Annotated in this window: 15 protein-coding genes; 6 read left to right on the forward strand and 9 right to left on the reverse strand. The window is 68.1% G+C overall.

From position 1 onward, the window contains the following. Positions 1-68: 68 nt before the first annotated feature. Complete coding sequence (locus tag ON37_RS19120; RefSeq protein WP_083893125.1) at positions 69-3080, reverse strand: UPF0182 family protein; 3012 nt, start codon at positions 3078-3080, stop codon at positions 69-71. Positions 3081-3214: 134 nt separating this feature from the next. Here ON37_RS19120 and ON37_RS19125 point away from each other — a divergent pair, with 134 nt between their 5' ends. Beyond that, complete coding sequence (locus ON37_RS19125; protein ID WP_247609479.1) at positions 3215-3859, forward strand: PPA1309 family protein; 645 nt, start codon at positions 3215-3217, stop codon at positions 3857-3859. Between the two features lie 35 nt (positions 3860-3894). Here the strand turns inward: ON37_RS19125 and ON37_RS19130 are convergent, their stop codons facing one another. After that, the gene (locus ON37_RS19130) at positions 3895-4920 is read right to left on the reverse strand and encodes a YlbL family protein (protein ID WP_217999944.1); all 1026 of its coding nucleotides are present in this window, start codon (positions 4918-4920) and stop codon (positions 3895-3897) included. Between the two features lie 50 nt (positions 4921-4970). Between ON37_RS19130 and ON37_RS19135 the strand changes: the two genes are divergently transcribed. Further along, positions 4971-6419, forward strand: a complete 1449-nt coding sequence (locus ON37_RS19135) for a zinc-dependent metalloprotease (RefSeq protein ID WP_040721092.1) — start codon at positions 4971-4973, stop codon at positions 6417-6419. A gap of 21 nt (positions 6420-6440) precedes the next feature. On the opposite strand, the gene ON37_RS19140 is transcribed toward ON37_RS19135, so the two are convergent. Continuing rightward, on the reverse strand, positions 6441-7400 hold the full coding sequence (locus ON37_RS19140; RefSeq protein WP_040721093.1) for an FAS1-like dehydratase domain-containing protein: 960 nt from the start codon (positions 7398-7400) through the stop codon (positions 6441-6443). Between the two features lie 235 nt (positions 7401-7635). On the opposite strand from ON37_RS19140, the gene ON37_RS19145 reads away from it, so the two are divergent. Further along, complete coding sequence (locus tag ON37_RS19145) at positions 7636-8541, forward strand: TOMM precursor leader peptide-binding protein (protein ID WP_040721094.1); 906 nt, start codon at positions 7636-7638, stop codon at positions 8539-8541. A 344-nt stretch (positions 8542-8885) separates the two neighbouring features. Next, positions 8886-10229, forward strand: coding sequence for an ABC1 kinase family protein (locus ON37_RS19150; protein WP_040721224.1), 1344 nt, complete (start codon positions 8886-8888; stop codon positions 10227-10229). A gap of 124 nt (positions 10230-10353) precedes the next feature. Here ON37_RS19150 and ON37_RS19155 read toward each other — a convergent pair whose 3' ends face one another. From ON37_RS19155 to ON37_RS19170, 4 genes are all read right to left on the reverse strand, one after another. After that, positions 10354-10641, reverse strand: a complete 288-nt coding sequence (locus ON37_RS19155; protein WP_051031797.1) for a WhiB family transcriptional regulator — start codon at positions 10639-10641, stop codon at positions 10354-10356. 640 nt (positions 10642-11281) lie between these two features. After that, positions 11282-13432, reverse strand: a complete 2151-nt coding sequence (locus ON37_RS19160; RefSeq protein ID WP_051031798.1) for an ATP-dependent DNA helicase UvrD2 — start codon at positions 13430-13432, stop codon at positions 11282-11284. A gap of 118 nt (positions 13433-13550) precedes the next feature. Next, positions 13551-14003 (reverse strand): MarR family winged helix-turn-helix transcriptional regulator, encoded by a 453-nt coding sequence (locus tag ON37_RS19165; RefSeq protein ID WP_210741687.1) that lies wholly within the window; start codon positions 14001-14003, stop codon positions 13551-13553. 14 nt (positions 14004-14017) lie between these two features. Continuing rightward, the gene (locus ON37_RS19170) at positions 14018-14470 is read right to left on the reverse strand and encodes an EVE domain-containing protein (protein WP_040721231.1); all 453 of its coding nucleotides are present in this window, start codon (positions 14468-14470) and stop codon (positions 14018-14020) included. A 181-nt stretch (positions 14471-14651) separates the two neighbouring features. On the opposite strand from ON37_RS19170, the gene ON37_RS19175 reads away from it, so the two are divergent. After that, positions 14652-14903, forward strand: a complete 252-nt coding sequence (locus ON37_RS19175; RefSeq protein WP_281004691.1) for a mycoredoxin — start codon at positions 14652-14654, stop codon at positions 14901-14903. A 23-nt stretch (positions 14904-14926) separates the two neighbouring features. On the opposite strand, the gene nudC is transcribed toward ON37_RS19175, so the two are convergent. Then, complete coding sequence (nudC, locus tag ON37_RS19180) at positions 14927-15853, reverse strand: NAD(+) diphosphatase (RefSeq protein WP_040721098.1); 927 nt, start codon at positions 15851-15853, stop codon at positions 14927-14929. A gap of 60 nt (positions 15854-15913) precedes the next feature. After that, complete coding sequence (locus ON37_RS19185; protein ID WP_245553267.1) at positions 15914-16939, reverse strand: potassium channel family protein; 1026 nt, start codon at positions 16937-16939, stop codon at positions 15914-15916. 137 nt (positions 16940-17076) lie between these two features. Here ON37_RS19185 and ON37_RS19190 point away from each other — a divergent pair, with 137 nt between their 5' ends. Continuing rightward, positions 17077-17469: a DoxX family protein gene (locus tag ON37_RS19190; protein ID WP_040721101.1), complete on the forward strand. Its 393-nt coding sequence runs from the start codon at positions 17077-17079 to the stop codon at positions 17467-17469. Positions 17470-17486: the final 17 nt, after the last annotated feature.

Here is a 17486-nt window from a genome sequence, read left to right on the forward strand (position 1 = left end):
GGCGCTGCCATCAGCTGATGGCAGCGCCGAATGTCGTTCGCGCGGCGGGTTTTCCGCGGGCCGGTCCGCTACCCGCCCGCCTTGTTGTAATCGTCGATGGCCTTCTGCAAGCCTTCCAGCGCCTTACCCAGCTGGCCCAGGTCGCCGGACTTCTGCGCGTCCTGCACCCCCTTCAGAGCGTCGTTGAGCTCCTTGACCGCCGCGTCCTTGCCGGCCGACCCGGTGGTGGGCGGTGGCGTCGTCGACGGCGGTGGGGTGTTCTGGTTCGACGGTGGCGGCGAGGTGCTGCCCTGCTGCCCCGGCGGGTTGATCGCGGCCTGCCCGGGCTGCTGAGTGGTCGCCGCGCCCAGGCCGTCCTGTACGTCGTTGAGGGCGTCACCCAGCGTGGACTGATAGCCCACCTTGTCGCCGTAGGAGGCGAGCACCTTCACCAACTGCGGGAACGAGGCGGTGGTCGGCCCACTGTTGCGTTCCAGATACCAGGGTTCGACGTAGAGGATTCCGCCCTCGCCGATCGGCAGGGTCAGCAGATTCCCGTATTTGATCTTGTTGGTATTGCCACCGGTCAGCAATGTCCGATCGTTGGAGACGCGGGCATCGGTGGTCATCGACGTCTGCACCTGTTGCGGACCCGGTGTCTGCGAATCCGTCGGCAGCTTGAGCACCGTGAACTTGCCGTAGTTCTCCGGATCCGAGGCCACCTGGATGTAGGCGGCCAGGAACTGCCGCTTGAAGCCGACCATCGCACTGGTCAGATTGAACTGCGGCCGACCGGTTTTCGGGTCCCCGATCAGCACGTAGTACGGCGGCTGATGCGCGTTGGTCGGCGTATCCGAGGTCGGATCGTTGGGCACCGACCAGAACGCGTTGTTGGTGAAGAATTCCCGCGGATCGTTGACGTGGTAGCGCGCCAGCATCTCCCGCTGCACCTTGAACAGATCCTCGGGATACCGGAAGTGCGCACGCAGTTCGGGCGAGATCTCGCTCTGCGGTTTCACCGAATTCGGGAACACCCCGCGCCATGCTTTGAGCACCGGATCGCTCGAATCCACGTCGTAGAGGTTGACCGTGCCGTCGTAGGCGTCGACGGTGGCCTTCACGGAATTGCGGATGTAGCTGACTTCCTTGCGCGGCAGCGTGCGTCCGGTGTTCTGATCGATGCTGTCCTCGACCACACCCTCCAGCGAGGTGCGCTGTGCGTAGGGGAAGTTGTCCAGCGTGGTGTAGGCGTCGACGATCCACAGGATGCGCCCGTTCACGACGGCCGGGTACACATCGCCGTCGGTGGTGAGCCACGGGGCGACCTGCTGCACACGGCTGCGCGGATCGCGGTTGTAGATGATCTTCGAGTCCGAGCCGATGGCGCCGGAGAACAGGATGTTGCGCTCGGCGTACTTGGCGGCGAAGGCGAGCCGGTTGAACCAGTTGCCGATCGGAACGCCACCCTTACCGGTGTAGGTGTATTGCTCGGTGCCGGTGTCGTATTCGCGCGGCGGCTGCCCGTTGCCGCCGACGATGGCGTAATCCGCATCGGATTTGGAGATCATCTCGCCGTAATAGATGCGCGGCTGATCGACCGGAATGGCCTGCCGGTCCTTCGGCGTGAACAGATCGCTGACCGTCGATTTGTCCCCGACATTGAAGACCGGGTAGCCGTAACCGCCGCTGGAACTGCTCGCACCGGCACCGGTGGCCGCCTGCTGAGTTTCCTTGGGCGGGGCCACATTCACCCGATTGGCGGGCGAGGCGACGAAACCGTCGCCGTGGGTGTAGACGGTGTGCTTGTTGATCCAGTCGGTCTGGTTGCCGGACAGGTTCTGCGGCACCAACTCTCGCGCGGCGACGATATAGTCCTGCTTCTCGCCGTTGATGGTGTAGCGGTCGATGTCCAGCGGATCCGGGAATCCGTAGAAGTTCTGCAACTGCTGGCGCTGGATGAAGGTCTGGGTGAGCAGATTCGGATCGAGCAGACGGATATTGGCGATCGTCTGCTGGTCGGCCGGTACCGACCCCGGGTCCTTGGTCTGACTGCCCTTGTAATCGACGTAGGAGACCTTGTCGTCGGTGAGGCCGTAGGCCTGCCGGGTCGCGGTGATGTTGCGTTCGATATAGGTGGATTCCTTGGTCGCGGCATTGGGGCGCACCTCGAACTGCTCCACGACCAGCGGCCAGACCGCGCCCACCAGGATCGAAGACAGCAGCAGCAGGGCCGCGGCCATCGCCGGCACCCGCAGATCACGCAGCACCACACCGGCGAAGAAGGCGATCGCGCAGATGATCGCGATCGACATCAGGATCAACTTGGCCGGCAGGACGGCATTGATATCGGTGTAGGAGCCACCGGTGAAGGTCGGCTCCTTCCGCGTACTCGACAGCAGCGAATACCGGTCGAACCAGTAGGCGATGGCCTTGAGCACGACGAACGTGCCCGCGATGAGCGCCAGCTGGATGCGGGCCGGGCGGGTCAGCGTGCCCTCGCGGCCGGACAACCGCAATCCGCCGAAGATGTAGTGGGTCACCAGATTCGCGAAGAAGGCGATCACCACCGCCACGAACAGCCAGTTCAGGACGAGTTTGTAGAACGGCAGATCGAAGGCGTAGAAGCCGACATCGATATGGAACTGCGGATCGGCGATGCCGAAGGATCCGCCGTGCAGGAACAGCTGCACCGTCACCCAGCTCGACTGTGCGACCAGCCCCGACAGCAGGCCGACCAGCGCCGGGATCCCGATCCCGAACAGTCGCAACCGGCCCATCACCGTGGTGCGATAGCGCGCGATCGGATCACTGGGACCGGAGACCGGGACGAACACCGGCCGAGTGCGGTACGCGGCCAGCAACGCCAGCCAGATCAACACGCCGACCACGACCGCGACCACCAGGAACAGCAGCAGGCGAGTCACCAGCACCGTGGTGAAGACCTGGCGGAACCCGACCTCGCCGAACCACAACCAGTTCGTGTACGCGTCGGTCAACCTCGGGCCGACCAGCAGTAACGCCGCAATCACGAGCGCGGTGATCAGCAATATCCGGCTGCGTCGAGACAGCGAAGGTAAGCCTGTCGGGGGGCGCATGCCCACGATGCCACTCTCCCAGGTCCGGCGATGTACCGAGGCGAATACCGGCCGATACACCGCAGTCCGATGATGCGTGTGGTCCCTGCGGACCGTCTCTCGCGCCCCACTCTACGTAAAACGGGTCGGATTGGATCGCGATGGCTCCCGGTACGCCGTGGCGGGCCCGCGGGTCCGGTGGACGTACAGTGTCCGCCGTGACCGTGGACAATCCCTCCTCCGCCCTGTACCGCTGCATCCGGGACGTGGCCGAGTTCGCCGACAGCGAAGGCTGGGATCAGCCACCGCAGTTGTTCGCGCTGGTGCCGACCGCCGATCTGGTGGCCGCCGAGCCGACGCTGGAGGATCAGCTCGACGACGGGGCCGCGCTGACTCCCATTGCCCAGGAACCACTTCCGGACGATCTGACCGGCGATTCGATGGCGCTCGACGAATTCCTCGCGACCACCAGCTGGCCGCCCGCCGTCGCGGGCGTGGTCCTGGTCCAGCAGATCGTGGTGCTGCCGCCGACCGCCGAACGCACCTTGGACGAGGCGATCGCGCCGCTGCTCGCCGATCGCGACGCCGCCGACCGGGCTGGACGCGATGCCGCGCAGGCGCACCCGGAGCGCCGCGACGCCCGCCTGTACGCGGGGGTGCTCCGCGACGGAGTCTCGTTGTGCCTGTTGCAGTTACGCCCCGAAGAGGACGAGGCGTTCCCGGATCTCGATCTGCGCACCGCGCCGAATCTGGCCCCGAACCTGGTCGACGCGCTGCGCCACACCCTGGAGAACGAACCCGACTGAACCGTGCCCGGGGCCGGGCACGGTTCGCCGCGGCGTCAGCCGCAGCTGGGCGCCGGGCGACCGGCGTTGATGTCGCCGAGCGCCTGCACCGCGCTGGACAGGGTGTCGACCTTCACCAGTGTCAGGCCGTCGGGAGTGCGCTGCCGCGCCTCGTTGCAGTTGTCGGCGGGGACCAGGAAGGTCTCCGCACCGGCATCGCGGGCGGCGATCATCTTGTACTGGATGCCGCCGATCGGGCCGACCTTGCCCTGCGGGTCGATGGTTCCGGTGCCGGCCACGAACCGGCCGCCGTTGAGCTCACCCGGGCTGAGTTTGTCGATCAGGGCCAGGCTGAACATCAAACCGGCGGACGGGCCGCCGATGTCGGCGAGGTTGAAATCGACCTGCAGCGGACCGGCCGGCACCTCCTGCGGCGTGACGCCGAGGTAGGCCTTGCTGGAATCGTCCGGGCGCGCACCGAGTTTCACCTCGACCGTCTGTTCCGCGCCGGCGCGGCGGATCACCATCGGCACCGTGGTTCCGGGGGCCGCACCCTGGACCGCGTCGACGACATCCTTCGAGGTGGCGACGGGCTTCCCGGTCACGCTGACCAGCTCGTCACCCTGCTGCAGCACCGACTTGGCCGGACCGTCGGCGGCGACCACCCGCACCTGCACCTTGGTCGGATACTTCAGGAAGTTCAGCGCCGCCAGTTCGGCGTTGTCCTCGGATTCCTTGAAATCGGCCTGATTGGACTTGTCGACCTGCTCGCGCGGCACATCGGGCGGATAGACCTCCGCGCGCGGGACGAGCCCGTAACGCCCGTCGGCCCACAGACCGAACGCCTCGAATATATTCAGCCCGTCGCGAACGGACACCGTGGTCATGTTCAGGTGGCCGGAGGTCGGATCCACCGCCGCACCCTGAATCGCGACGACCTGCTTGCCGTCCACCTCGCCGAGGGTATTGAAGGTGGGACCAGGGCCGAGAGCGACGAACGGCACCGTCACCGCGCTGCCCACCACACCGAGGACGAGCACGGGCACCAGAGCCGCTATCAAGGTGATGATCCGACGATTCACCCGGCCCACAGTAGCGGCTCGGCCATGACCATCCGCGTAGCCTTGGGGGCATGAGCGACGTGCCCTTCGGATTCTCGAACCGCGACGACGATCCCGACCGCGACAAGCGTGACGATCCGTCCGGTTCCGGAGCGAACAACCCCTTCGCCTTCGGCATGGGTTCTGCGGGTGCGGCCGGATTCGATCCCGCGGCGTTCGGCCAGATGCTGACCTCGCTGGGCCAGATGTTCTCCACCATGGGCCAGCCCGGCACCCAGTCGAGCCCGGTGAACTACGACGTGGCCAAGCGGCTCGCCCGCCAGCAACTCGGCTCGACGATCGCCCCGATCACCGACGGCGCGCAGCGCGCGATCAGCGATGCGGCGCATCTGGCCGAGCTGTGGCTCGACGCCGCGACCACGCTGCCCGCCGGCGCGACCAGGACCGTCGCCTGGACGCCGAACGACTGGATCGAACAGACCCTGCCGACCTGGAAACGACTGTGTGACCCGGTCGCCGAACAGGTCTCCGGTATGTGGAGTTCGACCCTGCCGGAGGAGGCCAAACAGTTCGCCGGCCCGATGCTCGGCATGCTGGGCCAGATGGGCGGACTGGCCTTCGGCTCGCAGTTGGGCCAGGCGCTGGGGCAGCTCGCGCAGGAGGTGCTGACCTCCACCGATATCGGCCTGCCGCTGGGTCCGGCCGGAACCGCCGCACTGCTGCCGAGCGCGATCAGCGAATTCAGCAAGGGCCTGGAACGGCCCGAGAGCGAGATTCTGGTCTACCTCGCCGCCCGTGAGGCGGCGCACCAGCGGCTGTTCGCGCACGTGCCGTGGCTGCGCCAGCAGGTGCTCGGCGCGGTCGAGGACTACGCGCGCGGCATCCGGATGGACTTCTCCGCGATCGAGGAAGCGGCCCAGAACATCGATCCGATGTCGCTGACCGACCCCTCGAAACTGGAGGAACTGCTCTCCCAGGGCACCTTCGAACCGCAGACCACTCCCGAGCAGAAGGCCGCGCTGGATCGGCTGGAGACGCTGCTCGCCCTCATCGAGGGCTGGGTTCAGGTCGTGGTCGGCGAGGCGGTGGGCGACCGGCTGCCCGGGGCGGGCGCGCTCGCGGAAACCTTGCGCCGGCGGCGCGCGACCGGCGGCCCGGCCGAACAGACCTTCGCGACGCTGGTCGGACTCGAACTGCGGCCGCGAAAACTGCGCGAGGCGGCCACGCTGTGGCAGCGGCTGACCACCGATGCGGGCATGTCGGCGCGCGACGCGGTGTGGGCGCATCCGGACCTGCTGCCCAGCTCGGAGGATCTGGACAATCCGAGCGGCTTCATCGACGGTGTGATCGGCGGCGGCGCGAACGTATTCGACGATCCGCTGGCCCAACTGGCCGAGACCGAAGCGCGGGAGCGCCGCGAAGGCGGTGCGGCCCGAGCCGAAGGATCGGGCGAGCCCGAGGATTCCGCGGACGGAGACGATTCGGGCGACGACGGCGGGCGCGGCGAGAAGGATCGCTAGCACCGCCGGACGAGGCTCGACTCAGCCCAGTCGAGCCTCGGCGGTGGCATAGCCGAACAGCTTGCGCCCCTTGGACAATGCGTCGACCACGACCGTGACCATGCGCCGCCGCGAACTCAACCAGCCGACCTGGCCGCCGAACCGGATCGCTGCCGGCGCGTCCGGAGTCACGGTCAGGTAGTGCATCTTCGGCGCGTACTGCACGCGCAGTTTCGTCAATGCCGTCGGATCGCCGAGCCAGCGGCCGAGATATCCGGCGACCAGGCCGAGGGTCATCATGCCGGGGACCGCCCCGCACGCCTGCGCCGCACCGGTGTGGCGCACGACGTCGGCGGCCGCGACCGTGACGGTGTCCACGGGGAGATCCGCTCCGACTGCGAGCGGGCCGAGATCCACACTGGGCCGGGGCAGCTGCGGCGCGGTCCGGTCGCGCTGTGGCGTGCGCAACCGGCGCTGCACCGGTACCGGTTCCAGGTCCTGCGGGGCGCGCCGGCCGGTCGGCCGACCCGAGCCGAGGTGTGTGTGGACCAGCAGTGTCGAGGAGCCGGTCGTCACCACCCGGCCCTCGAGGTCGCGCAGTACCGTGGTCACCGAGACCACGTCGTAGTCACGATAGTGACGGAAGGATTCGAAGCCGATATCGCAGCTCAGCCGGTCACCGGCGAGCAGCGGGCGCACGATCTCCAGGGTGCGGTCGGCGTGCACCACCCGGCCGCTGTGGAAGTCCGGGACGAGTGCCTCGAGCGTCTGTTCCTCGGCTCGCATCCATACCGTGGTGGCGAATGTGGGTGGTGCCACCAGCGCGTCGAAACCCCGGGCGCGGGCGGCCCGTTCGTCGCGGTGCAGCGGGTCGGTGGCGCCGATCGCGCGGGCATACTCCCGTATCGCATCGGCCGCGATCCGATACTCGCCCCGAGACCGAAACCGATGCTCACCCTGCAGCGGTGCCACCGGCGGCACGTCGACGGATGCGATGACCATAGTGCTCCTTTGCCCGACCCGAATCGACCCGATTGTCGGCCGTCGGCGGCCGGTCGTTAGCACTCGCCGCCAGGCTCTGGAAAATTCACGGCACACCGCGGGCGAATTTTGTGAGACGCGGCCCGGAACCGGTCCCCGCGGCCCGACCGAAAGCGGGTTGTGGACAACGCGAAAGCTGTGGACAACCAGGGATCGTCCGGCCCAGCGCGGTGGGTTCGCCGACCATACTGGCGCCATGACGTTGTCACACGCACGTGGACCGATGTTGCATCCGCGGGTGGCGGTTCTGCGCCGGCCCTCGGGTGCGGTGCAATTGGGGTGGGATCCGGAGCGCGCGGTCCTCCTGCATCCGCCGGCTGCCGGCGGCGAAGCGCTGCCGGCCTTCCTGCGGCTGCTCGACGGCCTGCACAGTCATCCCCAGATCCTCTGGGAGGCCGGACAACTCGGCCTGGACGGCGCCGAAACGCTGGGACTGTTACGCGATATCGACGCGGCCGGTCTGCTGGTGTGGCCACGACCGCGCCGAACCAGGATCCGTGGCGTCCACGTGCACGGCCGCGGTCCACTCGCCGACGCGATGATGGCCGGTATCCGCCGGTTGGGCATCACCCCTACCCGGTCGCACGAATATCGTTGTGGTGCCGACCATCCGGTCACCACCACCGATCTGGTCCTGCTCACCGATGCGCTGGTACCGACGCCGGAGCTGGTCGGCATGCTGCTGGTGCGCCGGACCCCGCATCTACAGGTGCGAATTCGGGACGGGCACGGCGTGATCGGGCCACTGGTGCTGCCGGGCGGTACCAGTTGCCTGCGGTGCGCGGATCTCACCCGCACCGATTTCGATGCGGAATGGCCTCATCTGGCGGCGCAACTGCTCGGCCGTACCGGCTACGCCTCCCCCGCCACCATCGCCGCCACGGCGGCGCTCACGCTGCGAGAGATCGAAGCGATCATCGATGCCGACACCGCCGACCCACCACGAACGCTGGACACCACCTTGGAATTGGATCCGGACGCCCGGCGCATCGCCCGCCGGAGTTGGAGTCCGCATCCGGAGTGTGCGTGCCGGCGCATCGCGGTGCCGGCCCACGAACTCACCGCCGGAAACGACCGGGTTCCCGCCGGCGGCGCCTCGTGAACACCGCGAACCCGGCCGCGCGCAGGTCGGCTCCGCCGCGGCTATGGTCGGTTGCTCGTCTCGCCACTCCTCCAGATGACGCAGGTAACATCCGCGTCGGTTCGTATCGGCGCGGGTGGACGACGGCCCCCTCGGCCGAGGGGGCTCGTACTGCGCGAGGCCGAGGTAGAGCCCGGGCCGCTTCGCAGGCAGCGCCAGCGAGGAGAAGCTCCAGCCCGACGACGGCGCACGGCTCGCCCGCGGTCACGATGCACCGACTGTGATGGATGACACGTCCGCTGCCAGGGGTGGAGTTCGGCCAATTCACATGGCACGCGACACGGTGGGTCAGCCATGATGGGTGTGTGTCTGAGATTGTGCGCCGTAGCTCGTCCCGCAACGCCAAGCTGGCGAAGATCCCGCTCGGTATCGCGGGGCGCGCGGCCGTGGGCTTCGGCCGCAAACTCGCGGGTGGCGACAAGGGGGAGATCAACGCCGAGCTGAATCAGAAGGCCGCCGAGCAGATCTTTTCCGTGCTGGGCGAACTCAAGGGCGGAGCAATGAAATTCGGGCAGGCGCTGTCGGTGATGGAGGCTGCGGTCCCCGAGGAGTTCGGCGAGCACTACCGCGAGGCGCTGACGAAATTGCAGGCCGCCGCGCCGCCCCTCCCGGCCGCCGCGGTCCACCGGGTTCTCGATCAGCAGTTGGGAACCGCCTGGCGGAAACGTTTCCGCTCCTTCGACGACACCCCCACCGCCTCGGCGAGTATCGGTCAGGTTCACAAGGCGGAATGGTCCGACGGCCGCACCGTCGCGGTGAAGGTGCAGTATCCCGGCGCGGACGAAGCGCTCCGCGCGGATCTGAAGACGCTCAATCGCATGGCCGGCATGATCGGCGCCGTCATTCCGGGCGCCGACGTGAAGCCGATCCTGGCCGAGATCACCGAGCGCACCGAGGAAGAACTCGACTACCGCACCGAGGCCGCCAACCAGCGCCGCTTCGCCAAGGCCTTCGACGGGCATCCGCGCTTCCTGGTTCCGAAGGTGGTCGCCGGTGCGCCGAAGGTGATCGTCACCGAATGGCTCGACGGCACCGCGGTGTCGGGCATCATCAAGCGCGGTGAGCAGGATCCCGCGGGCACCGTCGAGCTGCGCAATCGGGTCGCCACCCGGATGGGGGAATTCCACTTCTCCTCCCCCGCGCTGGCCGGCCTGCTGCACGCCGATCCGCATCCGGGCAATTTCATGATGCTCGACGACGGCCGCCTGGCGGTCCTCGATTTCGGCGCCTGCGCGCCGCTTCCGGACGGGTTCCCGCCGGTGCTGGGCCAGATGGTGGCGCTGGCCGTCGAGGATCGATTCGAGGAACTGACGGAGCTGATGTACAGCAACGGCTGGGTCATTCCGGGGCGCAAAGTCACCCACGCCGAGATCGCCGATTATCTGCGGCCGTTCACCGACCCGATTCGCACCGATTCGTTCCATTTCACCCGCAGGTGGATGCAGCGCGTCGCGGGCAAGGCCACCGATATGAGCCGCCCGGAGATGAAAACCGGTATGTCACTCCAGCTTCCGGCCGAGCACATCATGGTTTTCCGGGTGCTGATGGGCTCGATCGGCATCTGCGCCCAGCTCGACGCCGAGGTGCCCTTCATGAAACTCATGCGCGACTGGGTGCCCGGCTACACCGAATACCGCAGCGCCAGTTGAGCTTCGGCGCTCGGCGCCGACACCGGACATGGGACGAGCCCCGCATCGGTCATCGGATGCGGGGCTCGTCGGTGTTCCCAGAGGTGGCCGAGGCGGCGAGGCACTCGGCCGGATCCGGCGCCGATCACGCCAGTGCGACCTTGCGCGGGCGACCACGCGGCCGCTTGCGGGCGATCACGACGCCCTGTTCGAAGATCTCCCCGCCCCAGACACCCCAGGGCTCACCACGATCCAGGGCGGCGGCCAGGCAGCCCTTACGGATCGGGCAGGAAGCGCACAGTGCCTTGGCCTCCTCCAGCTGGGTGGGGCTCTCGGCGAACCACAGGTCGGGGTCTCCGACTCGGCAGGGCAGCGCGAGTGCGACGCCGCGGGTGCGGGCCGGCCTCGAGGCCTGGGTCGATCGGCATGTCACGCGAGTAGCGGTCGCGGTGGACACGTCTTGCTCCTTCAGCTCGTGCAGCGGTCGTTTCGTTGTCTTCCGCGAAACCGGTGCCGGTGGCTGAGGGCCGATAAAACTATGGCCACGGTTTCGCTTCGGGCGATCCGTGGCCAGGAGGCTAGGTAGCGGGGCTACCTGAGTCGACTTCGGTGTCGACTACTGATCACGGTCGCTGGGTGTGCGTTGCGGAGGCGGGCTGCCTGCAGCTTCGCCGGCATACGGCCGGCTTCGGCTGCGAAGGCGTCGGTGGTGTCGATGTGGAAACCGACAGGTCCCGGGTGCCAACCCCGCGCGGGCTTGCCTGCGTTGATTGCATACGTCGGCGCTTTCGGACGACCGCCGATAATGCTTGCGACAGACAGACCGGTCCCCTGCAAAGCGAGGACCCCCCGGGAGGTGGACACATGCGAAACCACCGGTGCCACAACGCTTCTCGAAGCGAGAGTCACACTGTTGTTCATTTCGTCTACCTCCCTCCTACTCGATGTCCGACTGATCACTGTGCGCGCCGGAATACCCTCCCGGTACGTGATCACCACCCTACGGGGGCGATACACAACCGCACAACCTATTTTTCACCTGCGGTTTTGTGGTCGGCGGCGGATCCGCCGCGCTATCGGTTACGCACCCGCGAGCGCACGATCGCGAGGACCTCGGCACCGAACTGTTGCGACTTCTGTTGACCGATACCCGGAATCGCGGCCAGCGCCTCCTCGTCCATCGGCACCTGCTCCGCGATCGCGGTCAGCGTTTTCACACTCACGACCGCGAACGGTTTGATCTGCAATTCCTCGGCCCGCTGCCGGCGCCACTCCTGAAGCGCACCGAGCAGTTCGGTGTCGACCTCGGCCGGGCACGTCGAACAGCGCCCGAGCAGCGTATCGGTGGAATTGAGCAGCGAGCGGCCGCAGACGCGGCACACCGGCAGGCGGCGGTTGCGCCCGCCGCGCACCCCGGCGTTGCGCGCGACTGTCGACGCGGGTGAATCATCCGGAACCAGGCCGGCCAGAAAGCGGCTCCGGCGACGATTACGACGACGGCCGTCGGCCCGCGACAACGCCCAGGACAGGCGCAGGTGCTCCCGGGCGCGGGTGACTCCGACGTAGAGCAGGCGGCGTTCCTCCTCGAGGGCGGCCTCGTCGGCCACCGCGCCGCCGTCGCCGAGCACGTGCGCGATCGGCAACGTGCCGTCGGTGAGCCCGACCAGGAAGACCGCGTCCCACTCCAGCCCCTTGGCCGCGTGCAGCGAGGCCAACGTCACCCCCTGAACGGTCGGTGGGTGCCGTGCCTCGGCGCGCGCGGCCAGTTCCCGCAGCAGCCCGGCGAACTCGAGGTCGGGATCGTGGGCGGCCAGTTCCTCCGCGAGCTCGACCAGGGCGACCAGCGACGCCCATCGCTCCCGGGCCTGCGCTCCGGCGGGTTCGGTCGCGGTCAAGCCCAGCCGCGCCAGTACCGCGCGGACCAGCGTGACCACCTCCGCGCCGCGCGCATCGGGCAGGTCCTCGCGCGCACCCGCCTGCCGCAGGGCCTGCACCGCCTGCCGCACCTCCGGCCGCTGGAAGAAGCCCTCGCCACCGCGGATCTGGTAGGGAATGCCGGCCTCGGTCAACGCCTGCTCGTACACCTCGGACTGGGCGTTGATCCGATACAGCACGGCGATCTCCGCGGCGGCCACCCCCTGGCCGAGCAGTGTGGCGATGCCCTTGGCGACCCCGGCCGCCTCCGCGGTCTCGTCCTCGTATTCGGCGAAGGACGGTTCGGGACCGTCGGGGCGCTGGCCGACCAGCTGCAGCCGGGTGCCGGCGATCCGCCCGCGCGCCGCGCCGATCACGCGGTTGGCCAGCGACACCACCTGCGGGGTGGATCGGTAGTCACGTTCGAGACGCACCACGGTCGCATCGGGGAAGCGGCGGGAGAAATCGAGCAGGTAGGCCGGGCTGGCGCCGGTGAACGAATAGATCGTCTGATTGGCGTCGCCGACCACTGTCAGATCGTCGCGGTCACCCAGCCAGGCGTCTAGCACCCGCTGCTGCAGCGGGGTGACGTCTTGATATTCGTCCACCACGAAACAGCGGTAGCGGCCCCGGAACTCCTCGGCGACGGCCGGATAATCCTCGAGCGCCGCGGCGGTGTGCAGCAGCAGATCGTCGAAATCGAGCAGGAGCCCGTCGGGCGTGTTCTTCAGCGATTCGTAGCCGGCGTAGACGGCGGCGATCTTGTCGGCCTGATAGGGGATGTCGCGATGGTGGCGCTGCGCGGCCTTCGCATAGTCCTCCGGCGCGACCAGTGAGGCCTTCGCCCACTCGATCTCCCCCGCCAAGTCCCGCACGTTCTCGGTCGCGGTCGGCAATCCGACCCGGTGCGCCGCCTGGGCGACGACGGTGAACTTGGAGTCGATCAACTTCCACGGCACGTCGCCGACGACCTGCGGCCAGAAGTACTTCAACTGCCGCAGCGCCGCCGCGTGAAAGGTCCGGGCCTGCACCGCATTCGCCTCACCACCCAGGCCGAGCGCTCGCAGCCGAGCGCGGAGTTCGCCGGCCGCCCGGGCGGTGAAGGTCACCGCCAGCACTTGATCCGGGCGCACATGTCCGGCCGAGACCAGATGGGCGATGCGATGCGTGATGGTGCGCGTCTTTCCGGTGCCGGCGCCGGCGATCACACAGACCGGACCGCGTGGCGCCCGCACCGCGGCGGCCTGCTCGGGGTCGAGCCCGTCGAGCCGCAGGCTGGTCGGTGGGGTCGGGGCAGGCACGCGGTCCATCATGGCAGGGACCTCCGACAGATCCGATCCGCACCGGGTTGCCCCGACCGACTCTCGGTCGCCCCCTACCGCGGACCAGCGTTGTCGCCGATCGAGCGGCCCGTACCGCGCCTACGGGTCATCCCTGCCGGTCCCGCAGGGTCCGCAGCGCTGCTGCGAAATCCGCGCTGTGCGGGCCGAGGGGTCCGAAGAAGGCGCGGTCGCAGTCCTCGACGGCGACGATCGCGCGATTGACCAGGGCCACCCCCGCGTCCGTCGGGACCAGGGACTTCGCCCGCCGATCGTGGGGATGGTCACGCCGCTCGATCAGACCCTTCTGTTCCAGCGCGCGTAGCACCTGGGATGTCATCATCGGATCGGTCGCGGCGTGGGCGGCGAGATCGCGTTGGGTGATCGGCGTATCGCCCTTCGTCCCGCCGAACCAGGTGAGCGCGGCCAGCAGGACGAATTGCACATGGGTCAGATCGAACGGCGCCAGGGCGGCACGCACCGCCGCCTGCCACCGGTTGGTCACCTGCCACAGCAACAGGCCCGGACTTTCGTCGGCACTGCCGAATTCTGTTCGCAGCAAACGGTTTTCGTCCTTCACCGGGCGGCCGCCATCGTCTCGGCGGCCGCCTCCCCCAGCATGGCCCGGGAAACGACGGTGAAATCGTGGGCGCTCAGTTCCACCACCCCACGCCGCAGCACGATGCCCCAGTTCGGGACGCTGGTCAGCTCGAGCTCGCCACGCAGCGTATCGATCGCGATCTCTGCCGCGTCGTGCCGGTACGTCACCGCCCGCCGCCACGGCCGGAAGCAACCACCCTGATCCTCGGCCTGCCACACCGGCCGGTCGGCGATGGTTCCGATGGCGGTGAACGACTTCACCGGGGCTCCTTCGCGCATTCCGGTTCGCGGCGAGTAGTAGACCAGGCCGTCGCCGGGCCGCATCCGCTCGACCGCGGTGCGTTTTCCGTGGTTGGCCTGGGCGATACCGAGTGCCACGCCGCGGCGCACGTGATCGCGCGATACGACGGCCAGCCAGTACTTGGTCATGATGTCCTCCGGTGTCTCGGTGTGGTTCAGTCGGCGGGAGTGGCGGTCGGAACGGCGTGAGCTGCGGCGATCCGCGTCATGCATTTAGTATGCGCGCTTACTACCTTCCTCGCAACCCTCCGCTGCCGGACATCACAGACCGGGAGGGAACAGGAAAATCCGATTCGATGTTCAATCAGGTGTGACTGCTACTGACCTGACCATGTACTCGACCACCTGGTGTGGCTACTGCCGCCGCCTCGAGAAGCAACTCGACGAGGCCGGGATCACCTACACCAAGATCGATATCGAACAGGATCCCGAAGCGGCCGAATTCGTCGGCAGCGTCAACGGCGGCAACCATGTCGTGCCGACCGTGAAGTACGCCGACGGCTCGACCGCCACGAACCCGAGCCTCGCCCAGGTCAAGCAGGCTCTGGCCGCGATCGGCTGAGCCCACGCACGGGCCGAGGCGAATCAGCCTGCGGCGGCCCAGGATTCGACGATGGTGCGGGCGATGGAGATCGATCCCGGCAACAGCAGCCGCTGCTGCTCGGCATTACCGGTAGCACCGGTGACCGATCCCCACGCGCCCGCGGCCAGCGCCGTGCGCACCTCGTCGCGGGTGAACCAGTGGGCCTCGGCGATCTCGCCGTCGGAGAACACCAGGGGCGCGTCAGGGTCGGCGACCGCGGCGAATCCGAGCATCAGCGACCGCGGCAGCGGCCAGGGCTGACTGCCCAGGTAGCGGATGTCGCGGACCTCGACACCGACCTCTTCGCGCACCTCCCGGACCACACAGCGCTCCAGCGACTCCCCCGCCTCCACGAATCCGGCCAGCAGCGAGAACATCTTCTCCGGCCAGGAGTTCTGGCGGGCGAGCAGCACGCGGTCGCCGCCGTCGTGAATCAGGCAGATGACGGCCGGATCGATCCGCGGAAACTCCTCGCGCCCGCCGGCGTCGACGCGTGACCACCCGGCGTTGCTCACGGTGGTCAGGCTGCCGTCGACGGCGCTGTAGCGGGCGCGGTCGTGCCAGTTCAGCAGGGCCAGCGCGGTCGACAGCAGCCCGAGGATCACATCGTCGAGGTGCAAAGCGGTGCCGACCACACGCAGATCCATCAGCCGACCGTCGAGGTCGTCGTCGCGAATCGCCCACACGTGCGCGCCGTCGACCACGCCCAGCAGGACCGCCTCCGGCGCCGGCTCGGCCGAATAGTCCACCGCTGCCTCGAGCACGACCCGGTCACCATCGATACGGACCTGACCGCGCCGGTTCATTCGCAGCAGCTTCGCCTCCGCCCAGCCCTGCTTCAACGCCTGTTCGTCCGAGCGCAAGGTCTCGGCCCGGTCGAGGGCGGAACGCGACAGCAGCGGAAGACCATTCAGTTCGAATACCGACACAGCTTCGAGACTATATGCCGAGCGCGGCAGGCCGGAGCGCCGGTTATTTGTGCACGCGGCTTATTTGTGCACGCGGCGGATATAGAGGAGTTTGTCGCCGGATTCGAGGGCGTCCACCTCGGGTTCGTCGACCCGGATCAAGGTGCCCTCGCGGACCACGCCGAGCACGATATCGCGCAGATGCCGCGGGGACCCGCCGACCTCGTCGGATTCGACGTCCCGCTCGGCGATCGCGAATCCGGCCTCCGGCGTGAGCAGATCCTCGATCATGTCGACCACGCTCGGCGTGGTGGTCGCGATGCCCAGCAGCCGACCGGCGGTCTCCGAGGACACCACGACCGAATCGGCGCCGGACTGCCGCAGCAGGTGGGTGTTCTCCGCCTCGCGGATCGACGCGACGATCTTGGCCTTGGCGTTGAGCTCGCGCGCGGTGAGGGTCACCAGTACCGCGGTGTCGTCGCGGTTGGCGGCGACCACCAGCGAGGCCGCGTGCTGTACCCCGGCCAGGCGCAGCACATCCGACTGCGTCGCCGAACCGTGCACCGTCACCAGACCCGCGTTGGCCGCCGCCTCCAGCACCGTCGCATCGGTATCGACGACCACGATGTCGGCCGGCTGCACGCCGTCGCCGAGCATCGCGTCGACCGCGGTCCGGCCCTTCGTCCCGTATCCGACGACCACGGTGTGATTGCGCACCTTCTGCCTCCAACGCTGAATTTTGAACGCCTGCCGGGACCGCTCGGTGAGCACCTGCAGGGTGGTACCGACCAGGACGATCAGGAACAGCACCCGCAGCGGCGTGATCACGATCGTGTTGATCAGCCGCGCTTGCTCGGTGATCGGGGTGATGTCGCCGTACCCCGTGGTGGACAACGACACCGTCGAGTAGTACGCGGCGTCGAGCAGGGTCAGTTCCTCGCCACGATTGTCGTGGTATCCGGACCGGCCGAAGTACACCACCAGGGTCGCCGCCACCAGCAGCAACACCGCGAACACCACCCGGCGCGCCAGCGAAACCCAGGGACTGGTCCGGATTTCGGGAATGCGGAGGATGCCGACCAGTGCGTAATGGGGACGATCGGTCAATCGGCCCAGACCTTGTGAGCTGTCACCGAACACGGCGTCCCCCGGATATGTCGTTGCTCACCTGTGCCACAGATCGGCAGCGTACCGGCCGAACGCCGGCTCGACGGACTGGGCACGCGAGTGGAACAGTGTTCGCCATGAGTGATGTCGACCGGTCCGCGCAGCGGCGGGTGGTTCTGATGAGCGCGGCGCTGTTCGGTATGGGCACGCTGCACTTCCTGGTACCGAAACCGTTCGATTCGATCGTGCCGCCGGCCTTGCCCGGCCGCGCTCGCACGTACACCTACGCGTCGGGCGTCGCCGAGCTCGGGGTGGCGGCGGCCCTGGCGGCGCCGCGGACCCGCCGGTTGGGTGGGCTGCTGGCGGCGTTGCTGTTCATCGCGGTGTTCCCGGCCAACGTGCAGTTCGCGGCGGACTCGCTGCGCAATCCCAAGGCCGCCGCACCGGTGAAATGGGTGTCGGTGCTGCGGCTGCCGTTGCAGGCGCCGATGATCACGCAGGCACTGCGCATCCGCCGCGAAGCGGCCTGAGGGCCAAGGGTTTTCAC

Origin of the sequence: Nocardia veterana NBRC 100344, assembly GCF_000308855.1 — a bacterium.
Taxonomy (GTDB): Bacteria; Actinomycetota; Actinomycetes; order Mycobacteriales; family Mycobacteriaceae; genus Nocardia; species Nocardia veterana.

Bases quoted from the DNA above. Each gene is read 5' to 3' on its own strand.
- ON37_RS19190 (WP_040721101.1), top strand. From the start codon at position 17,077: ATGAGTGATGTCGACCGGTCCGCGCAGCGGCGGGTGGTTCTGATGAGC.
- ON37_RS19170 (WP_040721231.1), bottom strand. From the start codon at position 14,470: ATGACCAAGTACTGGCTGGCCGTCGTATCGCGCGATCACGTGCGCCGC.
- ON37_RS19160 (WP_051031798.1), bottom strand. From the start codon at position 13,432: ATGGACCGCGTGCCTGCCCCGACCCCACCGACCAGCCTGCGGCTCGAC.
- ON37_RS19145 (WP_040721094.1), top strand. From the start codon at position 7,636: ATGACGTTGTCACACGCACGTGGACCGATGTTGCATCCGCGGGTGGCG.
- ON37_RS19140 (WP_040721093.1), bottom strand. From the start codon at position 7,400: ATGGTCATCGCATCCGTCGACGTGCCGCCGGTGGCACCGCTGCAGGGT.
- ON37_RS19135 (WP_040721092.1), top strand. From the start codon at position 4,971: ATGAGCGACGTGCCCTTCGGATTCTCGAACCGCGACGACGATCCCGAC.
- ON37_RS19125 (WP_247609479.1), top strand. From the start codon at position 3,215: ATGGCTCCCGGTACGCCGTGGCGGGCCCGCGGGTCCGGTGGACGTACA.